The 19130-nt window shown below is 64.5% G+C and carries 16 protein-coding genes; 12 read left to right on the plus strand and 4 right to left on the minus strand.

Annotated features, from left to right (window positions below):
* Positions 1 to 13 precede the first annotated feature (13 nt).
* From FJ980_RS17190 to ppa, 4 genes are all read left to right on the plus strand, one after another.
* Positions 14 to 877, plus strand: coding sequence for a YgcG family protein (locus FJ980_RS17190; RefSeq protein ID WP_140544737.1), 864 nt, complete (start codon positions 14 to 16; stop codon positions 875 to 877).
* Positions 878 to 883: 6 nt separating this feature from the next.
* Positions 884 to 1522 (plus strand): TPM domain-containing protein, encoded by a 639-nt coding sequence (locus tag FJ980_RS17195; protein WP_140544739.1) that lies wholly within the window; start codon positions 884 to 886, stop codon positions 1520 to 1522.
* 217 nt (positions 1523 to 1739) lie between these two features.
* Positions 1740 to 2249, plus strand: a complete 510-nt coding sequence (locus FJ980_RS17200) for a GNAT family N-acetyltransferase (protein ID WP_040991512.1) — start codon at positions 1740 to 1742, stop codon at positions 2247 to 2249.
* A 122-nt stretch (positions 2250 to 2371) separates the two neighbouring features.
* A complete protein-coding gene (ppa, locus tag FJ980_RS17205) occupies positions 2372 to 2905 on the plus strand; it encodes an inorganic diphosphatase (protein ID WP_140544744.1) in 534 nt (177 codons plus the stop codon).
* Between the two features lie 3 nt (positions 2906 to 2908).
* Here the strand turns inward: ppa and FJ980_RS17210 are convergent, their stop codons facing one another.
* The 4 genes from FJ980_RS17210 to FJ980_RS17225 are packed head-to-tail and all read right to left on the minus strand — an operon-like array spanning position 2909 to position 7365.
* Positions 2909 to 3856 carry an ABC transporter permease gene (locus FJ980_RS17210; protein ID WP_140544746.1) on the minus strand — a complete coding sequence of 316 codons (948 nt, stop codon included), beginning with the start codon at positions 3854 to 3856 and terminating at the stop codon, positions 2909 to 2911.
* A gap of 3 nt (positions 3857 to 3859) precedes the next feature.
* Entirely contained in the window at positions 3860 to 4837 is a 978-nt protein-coding gene (locus tag FJ980_RS17215; protein ID WP_181181233.1) for an ABC transporter permease, read from the minus strand.
* Between the two features lies 1 nt (position 4838).
* Positions 4839 to 6302, minus strand: a complete 1464-nt coding sequence (locus FJ980_RS17220) for a sugar ABC transporter ATP-binding protein (protein ID WP_140544750.1) — start codon at positions 6300 to 6302, stop codon at positions 4839 to 4841.
* Between the two features lie 46 nt (positions 6303 to 6348).
* Positions 6349 to 7365: an ABC transporter substrate-binding protein gene (locus FJ980_RS17225; RefSeq protein ID WP_140544752.1), complete on the minus strand. Its 1017-nt coding sequence runs from the start codon at positions 7363 to 7365 to the stop codon at positions 6349 to 6351.
* 182 nt (positions 7366 to 7547) lie between these two features.
* Between FJ980_RS17225 and FJ980_RS17230 the strand changes: the two genes are divergently transcribed.
* The 8 genes from FJ980_RS17230 (at position 7548) to FJ980_RS17265 (ending at position 19021) form a co-directional block, all read left to right on the plus strand.
* On the plus strand, positions 7548 to 9959 hold the full coding sequence (locus FJ980_RS17230) for a glucan 1,4-alpha-glucosidase (RefSeq protein ID WP_140544754.1): 2412 nt from the start codon (positions 7548 to 7550) through the stop codon (positions 9957 to 9959).
* Between the two features lie 50 nt (positions 9960 to 10009).
* Positions 10010 to 11023, plus strand: coding sequence for a phosphogluconate dehydrogenase (NAD(+)-dependent, decarboxylating) (gnd, locus tag FJ980_RS17235; RefSeq protein WP_140544756.1), 1014 nt, complete (start codon positions 10010 to 10012; stop codon positions 11021 to 11023).
* A gap of 13 nt (positions 11024 to 11036) precedes the next feature.
* Complete coding sequence (zwf, locus tag FJ980_RS17240; protein ID WP_140544758.1) at positions 11037 to 12413, plus strand: glucose-6-phosphate dehydrogenase; 1377 nt, start codon at positions 11037 to 11039, stop codon at positions 12411 to 12413.
* Between the two features lie 17 nt (positions 12414 to 12430).
* Positions 12431 to 13135, plus strand: a complete 705-nt coding sequence (locus FJ980_RS17245; protein WP_140544760.1) for an ROK family protein — start codon at positions 12431 to 12433, stop codon at positions 13133 to 13135.
* Between the two features lie 204 nt (positions 13136 to 13339).
* Positions 13340 to 13801, plus strand: coding sequence for a MucR family transcriptional regulator (locus FJ980_RS17250; RefSeq protein ID WP_140544762.1), 462 nt, complete (start codon positions 13340 to 13342; stop codon positions 13799 to 13801).
* Positions 13802 to 13979: 178 nt separating this feature from the next.
* Positions 13980 to 15080: an aminotransferase class I/II-fold pyridoxal phosphate-dependent enzyme gene (locus FJ980_RS17255; RefSeq protein ID WP_140544764.1), complete on the plus strand. Its 1101-nt coding sequence runs from the start codon at positions 13980 to 13982 to the stop codon at positions 15078 to 15080.
* Positions 15081 to 15235: 155 nt separating this feature from the next.
* Positions 15236 to 16474, plus strand: coding sequence for an MFS transporter (locus tag FJ980_RS17260; protein WP_140544766.1), 1239 nt, complete (start codon positions 15236 to 15238; stop codon positions 16472 to 16474).
* 273 nt (positions 16475 to 16747) lie between these two features.
* Positions 16748 to 19021, plus strand: coding sequence for an endonuclease/exonuclease/phosphatase family protein (locus tag FJ980_RS17265; RefSeq protein WP_140544768.1), 2274 nt, complete (start codon positions 16748 to 16750; stop codon positions 19019 to 19021).
* Positions 19022 to 19130 lie beyond the last annotated feature (109 nt).

Genomic DNA, 19130 nt, shown 5'->3' on the forward strand with positions numbered 1-19130 from the left:
CCAATCTCCCCCCTTGAGGGGGAGATGTCCGGCAGGACAGAGAGGGGGGCGACAGAACGCCTACCTCTCATTGCTTGGCCTTCTTGCCGCCCTTTTCCTCCTCCTCCCCCTCGCCGCCCTTGCCGCCGACCTGCCCGCGCTGACCGGCCGCGTCGTCGACAATGCCGGCATCATCGACGCCGGCACGCGCGCGGCGCTGACGCAAAAACTCGCCGACTTCGAAACCAAGGGCTCGGACCAGATCGTCGTCGCCACTATGCCCAGCCTCGGCGGCGAGGAGATCGAGCCTTACGCCAACCGGCTGTTCCGCTTCTGGAAGCTCGGCCAGGCCAAGCAAAACAACGGCGTGCTGCTCTTGGTGGCGCCCAACGACCGCAAGATGCGCATCGAGGTCGGCTACGGCCTGGAAGGCACGCTGACCGACCTGCACACCAAGTTGATCATCGAGAACGACATGGTGCCGGCCTTCCGCGCCGGCGATTTCTCCGGCGGCATCACCAAGGCCGTCGACGACATGATCATGGTCCTGGAGGGCAATCCGGAGGAGCTGGAAGCGCGCGGCAAGCGCAACGAGCAGGCGCCGTTCAACTCCGACGACCTGTTCTTCGCCATCTTCATCACCATCTGGGCGCTTATCTTCTTCGGCGGCATCGCGATGACGGTGCTGCCGCCGATCTTCGGCCAGAAGATCGGGCCCGGCCGCTATCGCTGGCTCGGCATGACTTTCAATCAGAACCGGCGCTCTTCCTCGGGCGGCTGGTCGTCGGGTGGCGGCGGTTGGTCGTCCGGCGGGGGCTGGTCCTCGGGAGGCGGCGGCGGCGGATTTTCAGGCGGCGGCGGCTCGTCGGGCGGCGGCGGCTCCTCGGGAAGCTGGTGAGGCATTATGGCAACGCGACCGATCAGCGCCGAGGACCATGACCGCATCGCCGAGGCGATCCGCGTCGCCGAGTTGAAGACCGACGGCGAGATCTATTGCGTCGTCGCTCGGGCCAGCGACGGCTACTTCTTTCCGGCCGCGTTCACGACGACGATCGGCGTGTTCGTCGCCAGCCTCGCCGTCGCCTATGGGCTGGAGGCATGGTGGCTGTCCATCCGGCTGCCGCATTTCGTGCTGGCGCAAGCGCTGGCGCTGGCCTCGGCGCTCGTTTTGCTCTGGTTCCTGCCCACTTTGCGCATTCATTTCGTGCCGAGAAGGCTGCGCTATCAGGCGGCGCACGCCAATGCGATGAAGCAGTTCCTGGCCCGCAACGTCCACCGCACGAGCGCGCGCACCGGCGTGCTCATCTTCGTCTCCGTTGCCGAGCGCTATGCCGAGGTCGTCGCCGACTCCGGCATCGACGCCAAGGTCGGCCAGCATGTCTGGGACGGCGTGGTGGGCGATCTGACCAAACATGCCGGCGACGACCGGCTGGCCGACGGCTTCGTCAAGGCTATCGGTACGGTCGGCGCGGTGCTCGCCGAGCATTTCCCGGTCACCGAAGGCGACACCAACGAGCTCGACGATCATCTCGTCGAAATCTGACTAGAGCATGATGCCGAAAAGTGTGAGGCGGTTTTCGGGCGACATCATGCTCTATCTCTTAGATTTAGAGACGGATTCAGATTTCAGGTCGATCGACCTGAAATCATCCGGCTCTTGACGCCTCGTCGGCGAACGCACCTTTCGCCTGTGCGAAAGCGAGGAGGTGTGTTGGCGGACTCTTTGCAATCGCCCGATGCGGGTTTATGGTTAACCAATCATGAACACGCTGACGATCGACATCCGGAAGGCAGAGCCGCGCGACGCGAGCGCCATCGCCGAAGTGCACCAGCAGGCCTGGCGCGGCGCCTATTCCGGCATCATCCCGCACCGCACGCTGACCTCGATGATCAACCGCCGCGGCGTCGACTGGTGGGCCAACGCGATTCGCCGCGCCGCCACCGTGCTGGTCGTCGAGATCGGCGGAACGGTCGCCGGCTACGCCACGATCGGCAAGAACCGCGCCCGCGAGCTCCGCCAGCAGGGCGAGATCTACGAGCTCTATCTGCGTCCGGAATATCAGGGCATCGGGCTCGGCAGCCGGCTGTTCAAGGCGGCCAAGGCCCGGCTCGCCGACCACGGCCTGCGCGGCCTGGTGGTCTGGGCGCTGGAGGACAATCACAACGCCCTGGCCTTCTACGCCGGCAATGGCGGCCGCGATATCGCCGAAGGCGTCGAGGTCTTCGAGCAGAAGGCGCTCAAGAAAGTGGCTTTTGTCTGGAATGACTGACGTCGCCTAGGTTACAATTCATCACAAACTGTGCGCTTCCATTGGCGTTCAGTGCCATTCGCCGCATTGCACCATGACGCTTCGCCCGCTATCGGTCTTGCAATCGAGAGAGGGACTTAGCCATGCGTATCGAAGCCGTGCCCACCGGAAAGAACCCGCCTGAGGACGTGAACGTCATCATCGAGGTGCCGATCGGCGGCGAGCCGATCAAATACGAGATGGACAAGGAGGCCGGCACCCTGTTCGTCGACCGCTTCCTGCACACCTCCATGCGCTATCCCGGCAATTACGGCTTCGTGCCCCACACGCTGTCGGGCGACGGCGACCCGATCGACGTTCTGGTCTGCAACACCCGCGCGCTGGTGCCGGGCTGCGTCATCAACGTGCGGCCGATCGGCGTCTTGATCATGGAAGACAATGCCGGCCAGGACGAGAAGGTGATCGCCGTCCCCTCGCCCAAGCTGACGCTGCGCTACGAGAACGTCACCGAATACACGCATCTGCCTGAGATCACGCGCCAGCAGGTGCAGCACTTCTTCGAGCACTACAAGGATCTCGAGCCCGGCAAATGGGTCAAGATCGAGGGCTGGCACGATTCCAAATACGCCAAGAAGATGATCGTCGACGCGATCGCCCGGGCCAAGGCAGCCAAGTAAAGGCTACCTAACGGCCTTCTCGCCGCCGGCCGCCGTGATCACCCCGACGATGATCAGCCCCGTCAGCACCAGCCGCACGCCGGCGCTGACGCCGAACGTGTTGAGCATGGTGAGCAGGAGCACCAGGAACAGGCCGGCGCCCCAGACGCCCGGCACATTGGCCTTGCCGCCGGCGACGGATGTGCCGCCGATGACCACGACCGCGATCGAGGCGAGCAGGTATTCGTTGCCGATATCGACATTGGCGCCGCGGAAATAACCGGCAAGCAGCGCCCCGTCGATGCCGCCCAGCGCGCCGCACAGCGTGTAGGTGAGGAAGCGGATGCGGCCGACATGGACGCCCGCGAGCCATGCGGCGCGGATGTTCTGGCCGATCGCCAGCACCGAGCGGCCGTAGATCATGCGCTGCAGCGCCAGCGCGGCGCCTATGGTGAAGACCACCGTCAGCATCGCCAGCACCGGAATGCCCAGCACCTGCCAGTTGGTGAAGTCGGCGAAGCCCGGCGGCGGCTTGATCTGCAGGCCGCGGCCATAGCTGATGTCGACCGACTGGATGATGAAGCTCGCCGACAGCGTCGCGATGATCGGCGGGATGCGCAGCGCCCAGATCAGCAGATAGTTGATCGCGCCGATCGCGGCGCCGCAGGCAAGTGCGGCAAGCAGACCGACGACGATCATGGCATCGCTGCCGCCCATCACCTTCATGGCGACCGCGCTGGCCAGCCCGATATTGGCCGGCAGCGACAGGTCGACATTGCCGGGTCCCAGCGTGATGACGAACATCTGGCCGACGCCGACGATGACGGTGAAGACGGCGAGCGAAAGCGCTGCCGTGACCATGCCGCCGGCGCCATAGCCGCCGGTGAAGGCAATCGTCGCCAGCCAGACGACCAGAGCGCCGACGAACGACCAGATCCAGGGTTTTTCAAGCAGCGTCCGCACCGAGGTCATCGCTCACCGCTCCCTGCGGCTGATCAGCACCCGCGCCGCCAGCACGATGATCAGGATCGCGCCGTTGGCGGCCACCTGCCAGTCGGGCGGGATGTGCATGAAGGTCAAGAGCGGCGAGGCGGCTAGCGCCAGCGTCAGCGCGCCGAGGACGGCGCCGATCGGCGACACGCGGCCGCCGACGAACTCGCCGCCGCCGAGAATGACGCCGGCGATCGAAAGCAGCGTATAGCCATTGCCGATATTGGCGTCGGCCGAAGTGGTGATGCCGATCAGCGCCATGCCGGACAGAACGCCGAACAGGCCGGTCAGCGCGAACAGCACGATCTTGGTCTTGAGCAGCGACCAGCCGGCGCGCCGCAGTGCCGCGGCGTTGCCGCCTGAGCCGCGCAGGATGACGCCATAGGACGTTCGCATCAGGCCGAAATGCACGACGGCGGCGATCAGCAGCGCCGCAAGGATCGGGAACGGAATGTAGGGCGGCTTGAACGACAGGATCGACAACAGCCAGTCCGGCGCCTTGCCCCCGGGCTTCGGCAGGACCAGGATCGCAAGCCCCTGCCAGACGAAGCTCATGCCGAGCGTCACCACGATCGAAGGCAAATTGCGCAGGTGGATCAGCGCGCCGAGCAATGCATAGACGCCGATCGAGCCTATGAGCACGAGAATGCCGATGAGCGGCGCGTCCCTCAGCCAGGTTGCGGTGACGCAGCCGACGAAGCCGACGAAAGTGCCGATCGACAGATCGAGTTCGTTGCCGGCGATGACGAACATCTGCGCGATCGTCGCCAGCGCGATCGGGATCGCCAGGTTGAGCATCAAGTTGAAGCCGAAATAGCTGATGGCGCGCGGGTTGAGCCAGGCAATCGCAATCAGCACCAGCGCCAGCGACAGCGCGGGAAGAAGGCCGCGCAGCATGCGCGCCCGGGCGGCGCTGCCGCGCGGCGAGGCTTTCGGAACGGTGCCGGGAGCGATCGCCGTCATCTCAGGCCGCATCGCCGAACGAGGACTGGATGATCTTTTCCTCCGTTAGCTCGTCGCGCCGCAGATTGGCGACGATGCGGCCGTTCTTGAAGACATAGACATGGTCGCAATTGTCGAGCTCTTCGGTCTCGGTCGTGTACCAGAGGAAGGTCCGGCCCTTTGCGGCCTCCTCGCGCACCAGGTCGTAGACCTCCAGCTTGGTGCCGATATCGACGCCGCGCATCGGGTCGTCCATCAGCACGATCTCGGCGTCGGAACCGAGCGCGCGGGCAAACAGCGCCTTCTGCTGGTTGCCACCCGACAGCGAATAGATATTGTTGTTCATGTCGGGCGTGCGGATGCCGATCTTCTTCTTCCAGGCCTCGGCAAGCTCGGCCTCGCGCTGCGGCGAGATCAGCACACCGCTGCGCAGCCGCGCCAGCGAGCGGATGCCGATGTTCTGCGCGATCGACCATTGCGAAAAGATGCCGTCCGACTGGCGGTCGCCGGCGACCAACGCCACCGGCGCCGTGACCTCGATGCCGGCCCTGGCGCGCGAGGCGGCCGAGAAGATCGCCAGCAAAAGATCTGTCTGGCCGTGGCCGGCAAGTCCCGCAAGACCGATGATCTCGCCTGCGCGCGCGACAAGCTCCTTGCCGTCCTGCTGCCTGGCCGGGCGTGCCTGCACCCTGAGCGCTCCTGGCTCGGTCTTCCGGGCCTCGGCGGCGGCTTTGTGATGTCCCTCGGCGCCGCCCATGGCCGCGACCAGCCTGTCGCGGTCGAACGCGCTCGCGGCATCGGCCGCGACCACCTTGCCGTCGCGCATCACCACGATGCGGTCGGCGTTCTGCAGCACCTCGCCCAGCACATGCGAGATCAGGATACAGCTGCCGCCGGCCGCCACGAAGCGGCGCACGAACGAAAGCAGCTGGCCCGCCGTATGCGCGTCGAGCGAGGAGGTCGGCTCGTCGAGGATGACCAGATGCAGCGGCTCGCGGGTCAGCGTGAAGGCGCGCGCCACCTCGACCATCTGCCGCCTGCCGATCGAGAGGTCGCCGGCGATGTCATCCGCCGAGATGCCGTGGTCCGGAAATATCTCGTTCAGCTTGGCGCGGATGAGGTCGGCGGCCCGGCGCCGCCAGCCGAAACCGGTGAGCGCAAGGTGGTTGATGCGGGTATTCTCGGCGACGCTGAGATTGGGGCAGAGCGACAGCTCCTGGAAGACGCAGCGTATGCCGAGCTCGAGCGCGCGCGCCACCGAATAGCTTGCTTCCTGATTGCCGCGCACGGCGATCTGCCCGCCATCCGGCCGCAGCGTGCCGGCTACCATATGCATGAGCGTCGACTTGCCGGCGCCGTTATGCCCGACCAGCCCCACGCATTCGCCGGCGCCGACATGGAAGTCGACGCCGTTAAGCGCCCGGACGGCGCCGAAATGCTTTTCGGCGCCGTCCAGTTTGACGATGTCTGCAATAGCCTGGAGCATCCTCAACTTTTACCCGGTTGGCGATGCAGGCAGCAACGCCCCGCCACTATTGCTTGATATTGGCCTTGATGGCGGCGATGGCGTCTTCCTGCGTGTATTCGTGCGTGGCGACGCCGCCTTCCTTGATCTTCGGCAGCGCGGCCTCGAAATCGTCCTGGGTGAAAGCGAGATAGGGCACCAGGAGGTCGTGCGGAATGTCCTTGCGTCCGTCGAGCACCTGCTGCGCCACCCAGAAGGCCAGCGTCGACACGCCGGGCGCGATCGAGGCCGACCAGGTCTTGTAGCCGTCCTTCTCCTTCTGCTCCTTCCACCATTTCAGCTCGTCCTGCCGGTTGCCCATGATGATGGTCGGACGCGGCTTGCCGGCCGCGGCGAAGGCCTGCGCGGCGCCATAGCCGTCGCCGCCCTGGTCGACGATGCCGACGACATCCGGTAGCGACGGCAGGATGGTCGCCACCGCCTTCTGCGCCGTCGTCTGGTCCCAGTCGCCCGTCACCGAACCGACGATCTTAAACTCCGGATGGGCGGCGACGCCTTCGAGGATGCCGGCATGGATGGCATCGTCGATCGAGGTGCCGGCGAGACCGCGGATCTCCAGCAGATTGCCGCCCTTGGGCTGGAATTTGGCCATCTGCTCGACTTCCTGCTTGCCCATGTCCTTGAAGTCGACGACGACGCGATAGGCGCAGGGCTCGGTCACGGTGCCGTCGAAGGAGACGACCACAATACCGGCGTCGCAGGCCTGTTTGATGGCGCCATTGAGCGCATCGGGCGAGGCGGCGTTGATGACGATGGCGTCATAGCCCTGCAGGATCAGGTTCTGCACCTGGGCCGCCTGGGTCGGCACTTCCTTGTCGGCGGTGGTGAAAACATCGGCCGCGGCGACAATCTTGTCGTCGACCGCCTTCTTGGTGACGATCGCATAGCTGTCGAGCATCGCCTGGCGCCAGGAATTGCCGGCATAATTGTTGGAGAAGGCGATCTTCTTGCCGCTGGTGTCGGCAAGCGCGGTGCCCGAGGCGAGCATCGCCGCGAATGCACCCAATACGAGCAGTTTCTTCATGTCGGTTCCTCCCGAGGTTGCTGCTATTGACGCGAAATCTCTGTTTTTTATCTATTGTCAGACAAATTCAGAGGAACCGCAAGCTGTCAACTCCAAAGCATTGGCACTGCCCGATCAACTTGCGGTGCGACGATTGAAAAGACGGCGACTCCTGGTCTAGGAACGCGGCAGGAGGCCAATGCATGGCAGTGACGCCGACCGTTTCTAAAGGCGCGCCCGGAATTCCGGCGCGCTGGACGTCAAGTGCCAAGAGTGGCGTCGGAACCGCGCTTTCGGCAAAAAGCCCGCTCTGGTTCACCACCAGCCACGGCATCCTGAACGAAATCTATTATCCGCACCTCGACAGCGCCTGCACGCGCGACCTAGGGCTGATCGTAACCGGCCCTGACGGTTATTTTTCCGAGGAGAAGCGCGATGCGGCCCACACCGTCGACCCTTTCGAGGACGGGGTGCCTGGCTACCGGCTGACCAACATTGCCACCGACGGCGCTTACCGGATCAAGAAGCGCATCGTTACGGATTCGAAACGACCCGTGCTGCTGCAGGAAGTGCATTTCAGCGCGATCAAGGGCTCGGCGGCCGACTATCGCGTCTATGCGCTGCTTGCGCCGCATCTCGTCAATGCCGGCATGGGCAACACGGCCTGGATCGGCGAGCACAAGGGGCAGCGTCTTCTCTTCGCCACAGGGCGCGGCGTCTCGCTGGCGCTCGCCTCCTCTTTGCCTTGGGGCGCCTGCTCGGCCGGCTATGTCGGCTTTTCCGACGGCTGGCAGCAACTGCACGATAACGGCGCGCTCGATCCTTCCTGTCATACAGCCGAAAACGGCAATGTCGCGCTGACCGGCGAGATCGGCTTTTCGGCCGGCAAGACGGTTGCCTTGCTGGCGCTCGGCTTCGGCGCTTCGCCGGAAGAAGCGGCGGATCTTGCCTTGGCAAGCCTGCAACAGGGTTTCGAGCCGGCCGCGAAGACCTATGCCGACAACTGGCGGATATTCCAGGCAGGGTTGGAAAAGCTCGACCGCCACGCTGCCTCGGGTTTGAACACCTACCGCGTCAGCACCGCAGTGCTGGCGACGCATCTGTCGGTAGCCAGGCCCGGCGCCGCCGTCGCCAGCCTGTCGATCCCCTGGGGTTTCAACAAGGGCGACGATGACCTCGGCGGCTATCATCTCGTCTGGCCGCGCGATCTGGTCGAGACGGCAGGTGGCTTCCTGGCGGCCGGGGACGACAGGCAGGCGCTGCAGATCCTCGCCTATCTGCGCTCGATCCAGCAGCCGGACGGCCACTGGCCGCAAAATTGCTGGTCCGACGGCACCGCCTATTGGCCGGGCATCCAGATGGACGAATGCGCCTTTCCGCTGCTGCTTGCAGACGCCTTGCGCCGCGCCGGCCATCTGCCGAAGTCGCAGCTCGCCGACTTCCTGGCGATGATCGAGAACGCCGCCGCCTATGTCGTGCGCAACGGCCCGGTCACCGGCGAGGACCGCTGGGAGGAGGACGCCGGCTACAGTCCGTTCACGCTGGCCGTGGAAATAGCTGGCCTGCTCGCCGCGGCCGACATGCTGGAAGTCTGCGGCAAAAATGAGCCGGCAAACTATCTGCGCGAGACCGCCGATTGCTGGAACGACCAGGTCGAGCGCTGGACCTATGTCACCGGCACGGAGGCAAGCGCCAGGGCTGGAACGGACGGCTACTATGTGCGCATCGCGCCGCCCGATAATGGCGGCGCCGCGTCTCCGAAGGACGGCTTCGTGCCGATTAAGAACCGGCCGCCGGGCGACACCGACAAGCCCGCCGAGGCGATCATCAGCCCGGATGCGCTGGCGCTGGTCCGCTTCGGCCTGAGGGCCGCGGACGACCCGCGCATCGTCAACACCGTCAAGGCGATCGACGCCGAGCTGCGCTGCGACCTGCCGCAAGGCCCGCTTTGGTACCGCTATACCGGCGACGGCTATGGCGAGCACGAGGACGGCGCGCCTTTCGACGGCACCGGCCGGGGGCGGCCGTGGCCGCTGCTCGCCGGCGAGCGCGCCCATTACGAGCTGGCCGCCGGCCGCAGGGAAAGCGCGGCGCAACTGCTTGAGACTTTCGAACGTTCGGCCGGCGTCGGCGGCCTCCTACCGGAGCAGGTCTGGGATCGCCCGGACATGCCCGACCGCGAGCTGTGGCTGGGCAAACCGTCCGGCAGCGCCATGTCGCTGGTCTGGGCGCATGCAGAGCACATCAAGCTGTTGCGCTCGCTGCGCGACGGCGCCGTCTTCGACCTGCCGCCGCAGGGCGTCGAACGCTACATCAAGGGCAAGACGGCCTCGCCGCTTAGGATCTGGCGCTTTAACAACAAGATCCGCTCCATTCCGGCCGGCAAGGCGCTGCGCGTCGAATTGTCGGCGCCCGGCGTCGTCCATTGGAGCAGCGATAAGTGGTTGACCGTGCAGGACAGCAAGACGACCGAGAATGCGTTCGGCGTTCACCTGGTGGATTTGCCCGTCATCCGCCTGCAGCCGGGAACCACCATCGTCTTCACTTTTTTCTGGCCCGGGGCGATGCGTTGGGAGAATGTCGACTTCAGCGTCGGCATTGACGCTCAATCGTGATCCAGCAGGGCCATTGTACTTCTCCTTCCTCAAGCAATCGGGATGAAACCATGCAGATCGGAATGATGGGACTGGGCAGGATGGGCGCCAACATGGTGCGGCGCCTGATGCGCGACGGCCATGAATGCGTCGTCTACGACATCAATTCGGCAAGCGTCGCCGGCATGGTCAAGGACGGCGCGGTCGGCGCCGCCTCGCTGGAGGAGTTCGTCGCCAAGCTCGCCAAGCCGCGCTGCGCCTGGCTGATGCTGCCGGCCGCGATCACCGGCAGGATCGTCGACCAGGTGGCGGCGCTGATGGAGCCGGGCGACATCATCATCGACGGCGGCAATTCCTATTACCATGATGCCGTCGACCAGGCGGCCAAGCTGGCGGTTAAGGGCATCAACTTCGTCGATGTCGGCACCAGCGGCGGCGTCTGGGGCCTCGAGCGTGGCTACTGCCTCATGATCGGCGGCCCCGATGACGCGGTGAAGCATCTCGATTCGGTCTTCGCCACGCTGGCGCCTGGCGCCGATGCGGGCGCCAATCCGCCCAAGGATGCCGGCACCGCGCCCTTCGGCTATCTCCATTGCGGACCGAGCGGCGCCGGCCATTTCGTCAAGATGGTGCATAACGGCATCGAATATGGCGTCATGGCCGCCTATGCCGAAGGCATGAACATCCTGAAGTCGGCCAATGCCGGCAAGCGGTCCAGGATCGCGGACGCCGAGACCAGCCCGCTGGAAAACCCGCAATACTATCAGTTCGACATCGACCTGCCGCAAGTCGCCGAGGTTTGGCGGCACGGCAGCGTCATCGGCTCCTGGCTGCTCGATCTCACCGCCGGCGCGCTGAAGAACGACCCGGCGCTTGCCCAGTTCGGCGGCCGTGTTTCCGATTCCGGCGAAGGGCGCTGGACGCTCAAAGCGGCGATCGACACCGGCGTCCCGGCGCCGGTGCTGTCCTCGGCGCTGTTCGACCGCTTCTCCTCGCAAGGCGAATCGCAATTCGCCGACAAGCTTCTGTCCGCCATGCGCTATGCCTTCGGCGGCCATGTCGAGAAGCCGAAGACCGGCGCGTGAGGGGAGAGACTGCATGAGCCAGGAGAGGTCCGACACGCTGGTGCTTTTCGGAGCGACCGGCGACCTTGCGCACAAGAAGATTTTCCCGGCGCTCTACCAGATGGTCGCCAAGGGCACGCTGAGCGAGCCGGTGATCGGCGTCGCCTTCGAGCCTTGGGACCTCCCCAAGCTGGTGGACCGAGCGCGCGACGGCATCGTCACCGCGCTTGGCCGTGTCGACGACAAGGTCTTTTCCAAGCTCGCCTCGCTGCTGCGCTATGTCAGTGGCGACTACCGCGACGGCGCGACCTTCGAGAAGCTGAAGACGGCGCTGGGTTCCGCGCAGCGGCCGCTGCACTACATGGCCGTTCCCCCGACTATGTTCGAGACGGTCGTGCAAGGACTGGAGCAGTCCGGCACCGCGCGCGGCGCGCGGCTGATGGTGGAAAAGCCGTTCGGCCACGACCTGCAGTCGGCGCGCTGGCTCAACCGCGTGCTGCATCTGGTGTTCGACGAGCAGTCGATCTACCGCATCGACCACTATCTCGGCAAGGAAGCGATCCAGAACCTGCTCTATTTCCGCTTCGCCAACTCCTTCCTCGAGCCGATCTGGAACCGCAATTTCGTCGAGAGCGTGCAGATCACCATGGCCGAGGATTTCGGCGTCGAGGGCCGCGGCAAATTCTATGACGATGTCGGCTGCATCCGCGACGTGATCGAGAACCACCTGCTCAACATCCTGTTGCTTCTGGCCATGGAGCCGCCGGTCGGCCGCTCGGCCGACGACCTGATCGACGAGAAGGTGCAGGTGCTGCGCGCCATTCGCACGCTGACCAAGGACGATGTCGTGCGCGGCCAGTTCGACGGCTATCTGGCCGAGCCGGGCGTCAGGCCCAACTCCCCGGTCGAGACCTTCGCCGCGGTGCGCTTCTTCGTCGACACCTGGCGCTGGCGGGACGTGCCTTTCTTCATCCGCGCCGGCAAGAACATGCCGGTGCACGCCACCGAGGTGGTCGTGCGTATGAAGCGGCCGCCGCTCGACGTCTTCGACCCCATCAAGCCGGGCGACGCCAATTATGTGCGCTTCCGCATCGACCCGCAGGTGGCGATCTCGATCGGCGCCCAGCGCAAGGTCGCCGGCGACGACATGATCGGCGAGCAGGTGGAGCTGACCGCGCTCGACGACACCAAGGGCGACATGCCGCCCTATGAGCGGCTGATCGGCGACGCCATGAACGGCAACGGCCAGCTGTTCACGCGCCAGGACGCGGCCGAGCTTGCCTGGCGCATCGTCGGCCCGGTGCTGGGCGACACCGCGGCGCCGGCAATCTATGCCCCCAAGACCTGGGGGCCGGTCGATGCCATGAACGGCTTCGGCCCACCCGATGGCTGGATCAATCCGAGCAAATAATTTTCGGGGAGGACGGGATGGCGAAGGCAGCAAAGAAAGCGGCGGCGACCGGCGATCCGATCGTGCTCACCGTCGATGTCGGCGGCTCGCATGTGAAGATCCTCACCAGCGCAGGCGGCGAGATGCGCCGCGTCGCGTCCGGACCGAGCCTGACCCCGGACCAGGTCGTCTCGTCGGTCAAGAAACTGGCCGAAGGCCTGGACTACGACGTCATCTCGATGGGTTATCCCGGCCCTGTGCGCGACAACAAGCCCTCGCTCGATCCCTTCAATCTCGGCAAGGGCTGGAACGGCTATGATTTCACCGCCGCTTTCGGCAAGCCGGTGAAGCTCGTCAACGACGCGCTGATGCAGGCGATCGGCAGCTATGACGGCGGCCGCATGCTGTTCCTCGGCCTCGGCACGGGCCTGGGCGCCGCCATGATCATCAAGAATGTCGGCCAGCCCATGGAGCTCGCCCATCTGCCCTACAAAAGGGGCGCGACTTTCGAGGATTATGTCGGCGAACGCGGCCTGGTGAAGCACGGGAAGAAGAAGTGGCGCAAATACGTTTTTGACGTTGTCGACAGGCTTCGCGCCGCCTTGCAGCCTGACTATGTCGTGATCGGCGGGGGCAATGTCGACAAGCTCGATCAATTGCCTGAAAAGTCCCGGCGCGGCGACAACACTCGCGCTTTCGAGGGTGGATTTCGTCTGTGGCGCGACAAGGCGCTGGTCGTCTGACATAGTTACATTTCAGTATAATTGTTCAAAACAGCGTGTATTGACTCGACAAAACGTTGCGCCGCGCAGATTTGCCGACTAGGAATTCGCCGGCCTGCGGCCCCTGCGGCTTCCCGAATTCGCAACAACGCTCGCAGCGCTTCGACAGTATACCGCGAAAACCGGATCGTTTTCGCGACCTTGCGGCAGAAATGGAGGGACTACGTGGACGAGGACACCAGCACAGCCAGGGAAATCGACCTGCTCGAGCTCACCGCTCATATCGTATCGGCCTATGTCGCCAAAAACCGCCTGCCTGCTTCGGACCTGGGCGGACTGATCGCCAGCGTTGCCTCTTCGATCGGCGGGATCAGCCAGCCGGTGGAGCCCGCGGCGCCCCCGCCGGTCCCCGCCGTCAATCCCAGGCGTTCGGTGACGCCGGACTACATCATCTGCCTCGAGGACGGGAAGAAGTTCAAATCGCTGAAGCGCCATATCGGCGTGCATTTCGGCCTGACGCCGGAGGCTTACCGCACCAAATGGGGCCTGCCGGTGGATTACCCGATGGTCGCTCCCAACTATGCGGCGTCGCGCTCGCAGCTCGCCAAGTCGATCGGCCTCGGCCGCAAGGCCGAACCGGAGCCGGCGAAGCCTGCCAGGGGCAGGAAGGCCAAGGCCCCGGCCTGAAATAACGCCCCTGCACCAATGGTTTAGCGAAGCCTGCCGAGGAATCAGCCTTGGCAGGCTTCCTGCTTTTATGGCTTGGATACCGTTCCACCAGGCAATTCCAGGAAAGCGATACGGAATTGCGTCAAAACAGGACGGGCGGTCTGTTTAAAAAGGATGAACCGCTTGGGACATGGTCATGAACTACGCCAGGATGGTGATCGAGAAGGAAGCGCCGGAGGAATACGGCTACGAGCGCATCCGCTACAACCTTTCCGAAAGCTCGATCGCAGACCAGAAACTCTCCGACATCGGTCTCGCGCTGCCCGACCTCACGCTGTTCTATGGCGAGCATCGCGGCGACAAGGAATTGCGGGCGCTTATCGCCGGGCAGGACAGCGGTCTTTCCCCCAATGACGTGCTGGTGACCGCTGGCGCGGCCGGCGCGCTGTTCATCATCGCCACGTCGCTTCTGTCGGCCGGCGACCATCTCGTGGTCGTGCGGCCGAACTACGCCACCAATATCGAGACACCGAAGGCGATCGGCTGCGCCATCTCCTATATCGATCTCGATTTCGACGAGGGCTTTGCCGTCGACATCGATCGTATGAAAGCGGCGCTGCGGCCGAACACCAGACTGATCAGCGTCACCTGCCCGCACAACCCGACCGGCACGATGATGACACGCGCCGATCTCGACGCGCTAATTGCGCTTGCCGAAAGCCGCAAATGCCGGTTGCTGGTCGACGAGACCTATCGCGACCTCTCCTATGGCGCCCGGTTGCCGTCGGCGGCCTCGCTCAGCTCCGCCGCCATCAGCGTCTGCTCGCTGTCCAAAGCGTTCGGCATTCCGGGCATCCGCATCGGCTGGCTGATGACCCGCGATCCGCAATTGCAGGAAACCTTCCTCGCCGCCAAGGAGCAGATCGGCATCTGCGGCAGCGTCATCGACGAGGCGATCGCCCGCGCCACGCTCGAACGCCGTGATACCTTCCTCGCCTCGCTGCTGCCGGAAATGGCCAGGCGCCGCGACATCGTTCAATCCTGGATCGACGGCGAGCCTCTGGTCGACTGGGTGCGGCCGCAAGGCGGCGTCGTCGGCTTTCCGCGGCTCAACGTCGATGCCGGCTTCGACCTCGACAGGTTCTATACCAGGCTGCTGGAGGAATACGGCACCTATGTCGGCCCCGGCCACTGGTTCGAGATGCCGAAGCGTTTCTTCCGCCTCGGCTTCGGCTGGCCGAAAGAGGCGGAATTGCGCGGCGGGCTGGAAGCCATCTCGGCCGCTTTGAGAGGCTGAACGCCCTCACCAGGGCAGAGAATTTCGATTTTGTTAGATCAAGCGCGGATTTTTTACGCGCATGGCAAGACGAACTGGGCTAAAGGGTTGCGGCCGGACCAGCGCCCACCGTGGAAGTGCCCCGCCGGCCATCGTCGCAAAGGGGCCCTCGAACCATGACCGTCGAAGCAACGTCACCAGACCAGCGTTACGCCGCGTTCAGGCACCGCCCGTTCCTCAGCTATTGGACGGCGCGCTTCCTCACCACCTTCGCCACCATGATCGTGTCGGTCGCCGTCGGCTGGCAGGTCTATGATTTGACGCGCGATCCGTTCGACCTCGGCATTGTCGGCATCGTCCAGTTCCTGCCCTCGCTGCTCCTGGTCCTGGTCACCGGCGTCGTCGCCGACCGCTTCGGCCGCCGGCTGATCATGACGCTGGCGACCCTGGTCGAGGCCGGCTGCGCCTTGGCCCTGCTGCTTCTGACGCTGCGCGGCCTGACCAGCCCGCTGCCGATCTTTGCCGTACTGGTGATGTTCGGCATTGCCCGCGCCTTCTACGGCCCCGCCTCGTCCTCGCTGTTCGCCAATCTCGTGCCGCAGGAAGATTTCGCCAACGCGATCGCCTGGAACTCGTCGGCCTGGCAGACGGCGACCATCGTCGGCCCGGTCGCCGGCGGCCTGCTCTACGGCGTGTCGGCGGAAGTCGCCTACGCCACCGCCGCGGTCCTGATGCTCGCCGCCGGGCTGCTCATCTTCACCATCCCGAAGCCCGCCCAGCAGACGGCCACCGACAAGCCGACGATGCAGACGCTGTTTGCCGGCTTCGGCTATATCTGGGGCGAGAAGATCGTGCTCGGCGCGATCTCGCTCGACTTGTTCGCCGTGCTCCTGTCGGGCGCCTCGGCGCTGCTGCCTGTCTATGCGCGCGATATCCTCCAGCTTGGCCCCTGGGGACTTGGCCTGCTGCGCTCGGCGCCTGGCATCGGCGCCATCTGCGTCGCCGTCTGGCTCGCCGGCCACCCGATCCGCAACCATGCCGGCAAGATCATGCTGGGCTTCGTCGCTTTGTTCGGCGCCTTCACGGTGCTGTTCGGCGTCTCGACCATCACCTGGCTGTCGATCGCGGCGCTCGCTCTGCTCGGCGCCACCGACATGTTCAGCGTCTATATCCGCGAGACGCTGATCCAGCTCTGGACACCGGACGAGGTGCGCGGCCGCGTCAACGCCGTCAACCAGGTCTTCGTCGGCGCCTCCAACGAGGTCGGCGAGTTCCGCGCCGGCACCATGGCGGCGCTGATCGGCACGGTTCCCGCCGTGGTGATCGGCGGCATCGGCGCCATCGCCGTCGCCGGCCTATGGGCCTATCTGTTCCCGGCGCTGCGGCAGGTAAGGCATTTGAACAGCCGCAACTGATTGGGCGCCAGCCCTAAGCCGCGGCTCCGACGCCTGGGCGAGGCAGCTTGCGCCAATATTCGCAACCGCCTTCATCGGTTGACCGATCGCCACACCCACCAAAGCTGCACTCCTGGGCAACGTGAATGGTTTCACGGTGCGACCGCTCCCGTTTGTTATTATCCGGCCGGCGAGTAATGCGGCGACAATGGGGGCAGGCTTATGTTTCATTCCAGACGCATGTCCTGGTCAGTTCTTGTCTTGGCCAGGTTGATTGTCCTGCTTGTCACGCTAATGGCCTGGCCAATCAGCGGAGCGAAGGCGCAGGAAGTGGAGACGGTTCGTGTCGCCACTTTCAACGCCTATCTGCTTTCTCCGATCTTCAAATGCGCCAATCCGAATTTCGCGGACTGCCTTGTGCAGATTCAGGGTCAGACCGAAAAGCAGGCTGAGCATCTGGCCGACACTATCCTGAAGGATACTGACCGCTTCGATATAATCGCCATTAACGAGGCGTGGGATGAGGACGCCAAGCAGATCCTCATCGACAAGCTCAAGCCCGTCTATCCGAATTATGTCCGCAAGATCGACGCCGCGCTGCTGAAGGTGCGACCGCAGGCTATTGCCGACGCAATCGCCGATCTTGATCCGGCGGCTGCCGTGGCGATCTATGGCGAGCCGGTCGAAAAGATCGACGGCGAGGACAGCGGTCTGATGTTGTTTGCCAAGAAGGATTTCAAATTCCTGCCGCTGCCCGACGACAGCTTCAAATGGGGCAGAAACGACGGCGAGACGCTGGATGCGGTGACCGACGAGGTCGGCTTCACCCTCTACGACCATTGCGGCGGTGTCGACTGCCTGTCGGGCAAGGGCGCGGCGATCGTGCGGTTGCTGCATTTGCCTTCGCAAAGCAACTACACAGTCGTTTTCACCCACATGCAGGCTGATTATTTCGACAAGAGTCCGCCCGAGCTGCACGCCGGCGCGCGCGATGCGCAGTTCGACCAGATTGAGAAGCTGATCGAGACGACGCTGTCGCCACTGACGCCCGCGCAGCGCAAGCGCGAGCGCGTGCTGGTGATGGGCGACATGAACGTGCCCCTTTTCCACCAACCGACGGGCGAATGGGCGCGCCGTTTCGCCACCCCCGGCACATACTGGACGTCGCAGCATTACGACAGCTGGGCGACGACTAACCGCGCCGATGACGGTATCTCCAACTCCATCGACAACGAGCGCTACGACTACATCCTCGCCGCGCCGAGGCCTTATCTAAGCGGCGGCATCGAGGGACCGATCTGCGTTCAGCACGTGACCATCCCGCTCGATTTTGCCGACCTCGAAAGCGACCACAATCTGCTGACCGCCGACCTCAACCTGGGCAATAATTTTTGCAGCCCTTCTATCGCCTATCCGGTCAATCTGACCGCGAAGAAGGGCTCGGACGGCAAGCCGCAAGCTGAAGAACTGATCGACTTCAGGAACGGCCAGGACGTTACTCAGATCCGCTATCCGGGGTCCATGCAATGGTTCCATGTCGTGCGCCAGGACGCCGGCAGCTATTCGATCGGACCCGACAGTCCGGACGTCAACATCGATATCTTTCGGCCCTCCAACATGACGAAGCCGATCTCCAGCTACTATGGCAGCACCAGGATCGTGCACGACGGCGAGCATATTTTCACCGTCCACACCTATGCGCTGCCGAAGGAGTTCTTCATCCGCGTCACCGGCAAGGACCGCAAGTGGCAGGGCAATTATGCGCTCCTGGTCCGCCGCCACACATGTGCCACGAAGGAAGAGGCCTGCCCCCTGCAGCCGGGCGAACCTCCGCAGTTTGCGACCCTCACCGAGGCCGGCAGCCTGCTGGGCAGCCAGGATGAGGCGTGGTTCCGTTTCGATGTCGTCGGGCAGGCCGACAGCGGCGCCGACCAGACCGTCACCCTGACGGCCGATGGTCTGCCCGATCCGGCGGGCTACAAGGCTACACTGGAGGAGTTCGACGATCCGCACGGCGGCGAGCCACCGATCGCGGTCTCCGGCACCAGCCGCATCATCAGCGGCGCCATGGGCGGCGGCACGCATGGCTATCTCGTCATCCGCCAGGCGGCGGCAGGAAGCCAGGCCGTGCGGGTGCGCGCCTCGATGCAGACCACTGTGCGCAATCTGGAACTGAAGGCGCTGATCTGCGAGGACGAGACCAATCCCGAATTCGGCTCCGACGACATCTTCGCCCAGCTGTCGCTTGACAGCCGCACCATCCGCTTCCCGGCTTCCGGCGAGGTCGAATTCGACTGCGACGACTCTGCCGATCAGAAGGACTGGGCGGCGCGATTCGGCAGCTCTCAGCTCACATTTGTCGACCGCGCCGGGCTGAAGCTGTTTGAGCAGGACGACACCAGCCCGGACGATCCCAGCCACGTCAGAGAGTTTCCGGACCTGCCGGCCGGTGCCAGCTCGATCGACGGCGTGCGCAACCCGCTGATCTGGAATTTCGAAGGCGGCCGCTACCGGCTCAACTACGAGCTGAGGATGAGGAAGAATGAACCGGCGGCAGCAGCGCCGTAATCCAGCTCGTCCGGTCCGTCACCTCCACGCGATAGCCGATGCCGCGCCTGGCGGGCGATCAGCGGCGAGATGAGGCGCGGTCCCGAGTTGAATTGCCACCACGGTGCAG

Source organism: Mesorhizobium sp. B1-1-5 (genome assembly GCF_006443065.1).
Taxonomy (GTDB): domain Bacteria; phylum Pseudomonadota; class Alphaproteobacteria; order Rhizobiales; family Rhizobiaceae; genus Mesorhizobium.

Coding starts and splice junctions, on each gene's coding strand:
- FJ980_RS17255 (WP_140544764.1), top strand. CDS start 13,980: ATGAACTACGCCAGGATGGTGATCGAGAAGGAAGCGCCGGAGGAATAC.
- gnd (WP_140544756.1), top strand. CDS start 10,010: ATGCAGATCGGAATGATGGGACTGGGCAGGATGGGCGCCAACATGGTG.
- ppa (WP_140544744.1), top strand. CDS start 2,372: ATGCGTATCGAAGCCGTGCCCACCGGAAAGAACCCGCCTGAGGACGTG.
- FJ980_RS17230 (WP_140544754.1), top strand. CDS start 7,548: ATGGCAGTGACGCCGACCGTTTCTAAAGGCGCGCCCGGAATTCCGGCG.
- FJ980_RS17215 (WP_181181233.1), bottom strand. CDS start 4,837: ATGACGGCGATCGCTCCCGGCACCGTTCCGAAAGCCTCGCCGCGCGGC.
- zwf (WP_140544758.1), top strand. CDS start 11,037: ATGAGCCAGGAGAGGTCCGACACGCTGGTGCTTTTCGGAGCGACCGGC.
- FJ980_RS17210 (WP_140544746.1), bottom strand. CDS start 3,856: ATGACCTCGGTGCGGACGCTGCTTGAAAAACCCTGGATCTGGTCGTTC.
- FJ980_RS17195 (WP_140544739.1), top strand. CDS start 884: ATGGCAACGCGACCGATCAGCGCCGAGGACCATGACCGCATCGCCGAG.
- FJ980_RS17225 (WP_140544752.1), bottom strand. CDS start 7,365: ATGAAGAAACTGCTCGTATTGGGTGCATTCGCGGCGATGCTCGCCTCG.
- FJ980_RS17265 (WP_140544768.1), top strand. CDS start 16,748: ATGGCCTGGCCAATCAGCGGAGCGAAGGCGCAGGAAGTGGAGACGGTT.
- FJ980_RS17260 (WP_140544766.1), top strand. CDS start 15,236: ATGACCGTCGAAGCAACGTCACCAGACCAGCGTTACGCCGCGTTCAGG.
- FJ980_RS17245 (WP_140544760.1), top strand. CDS start 12,431: ATGGCGAAGGCAGCAAAGAAAGCGGCGGCGACCGGCGATCCGATCGTG.
- FJ980_RS17220 (WP_140544750.1), bottom strand. CDS start 6,302: ATGCTCCAGGCTATTGCAGACATCGTCAAACTGGACGGCGCCGAAAAG.
- FJ980_RS17200 (WP_040991512.1), top strand. CDS start 1,740: ATGAACACGCTGACGATCGACATCCGGAAGGCAGAGCCGCGCGACGCG.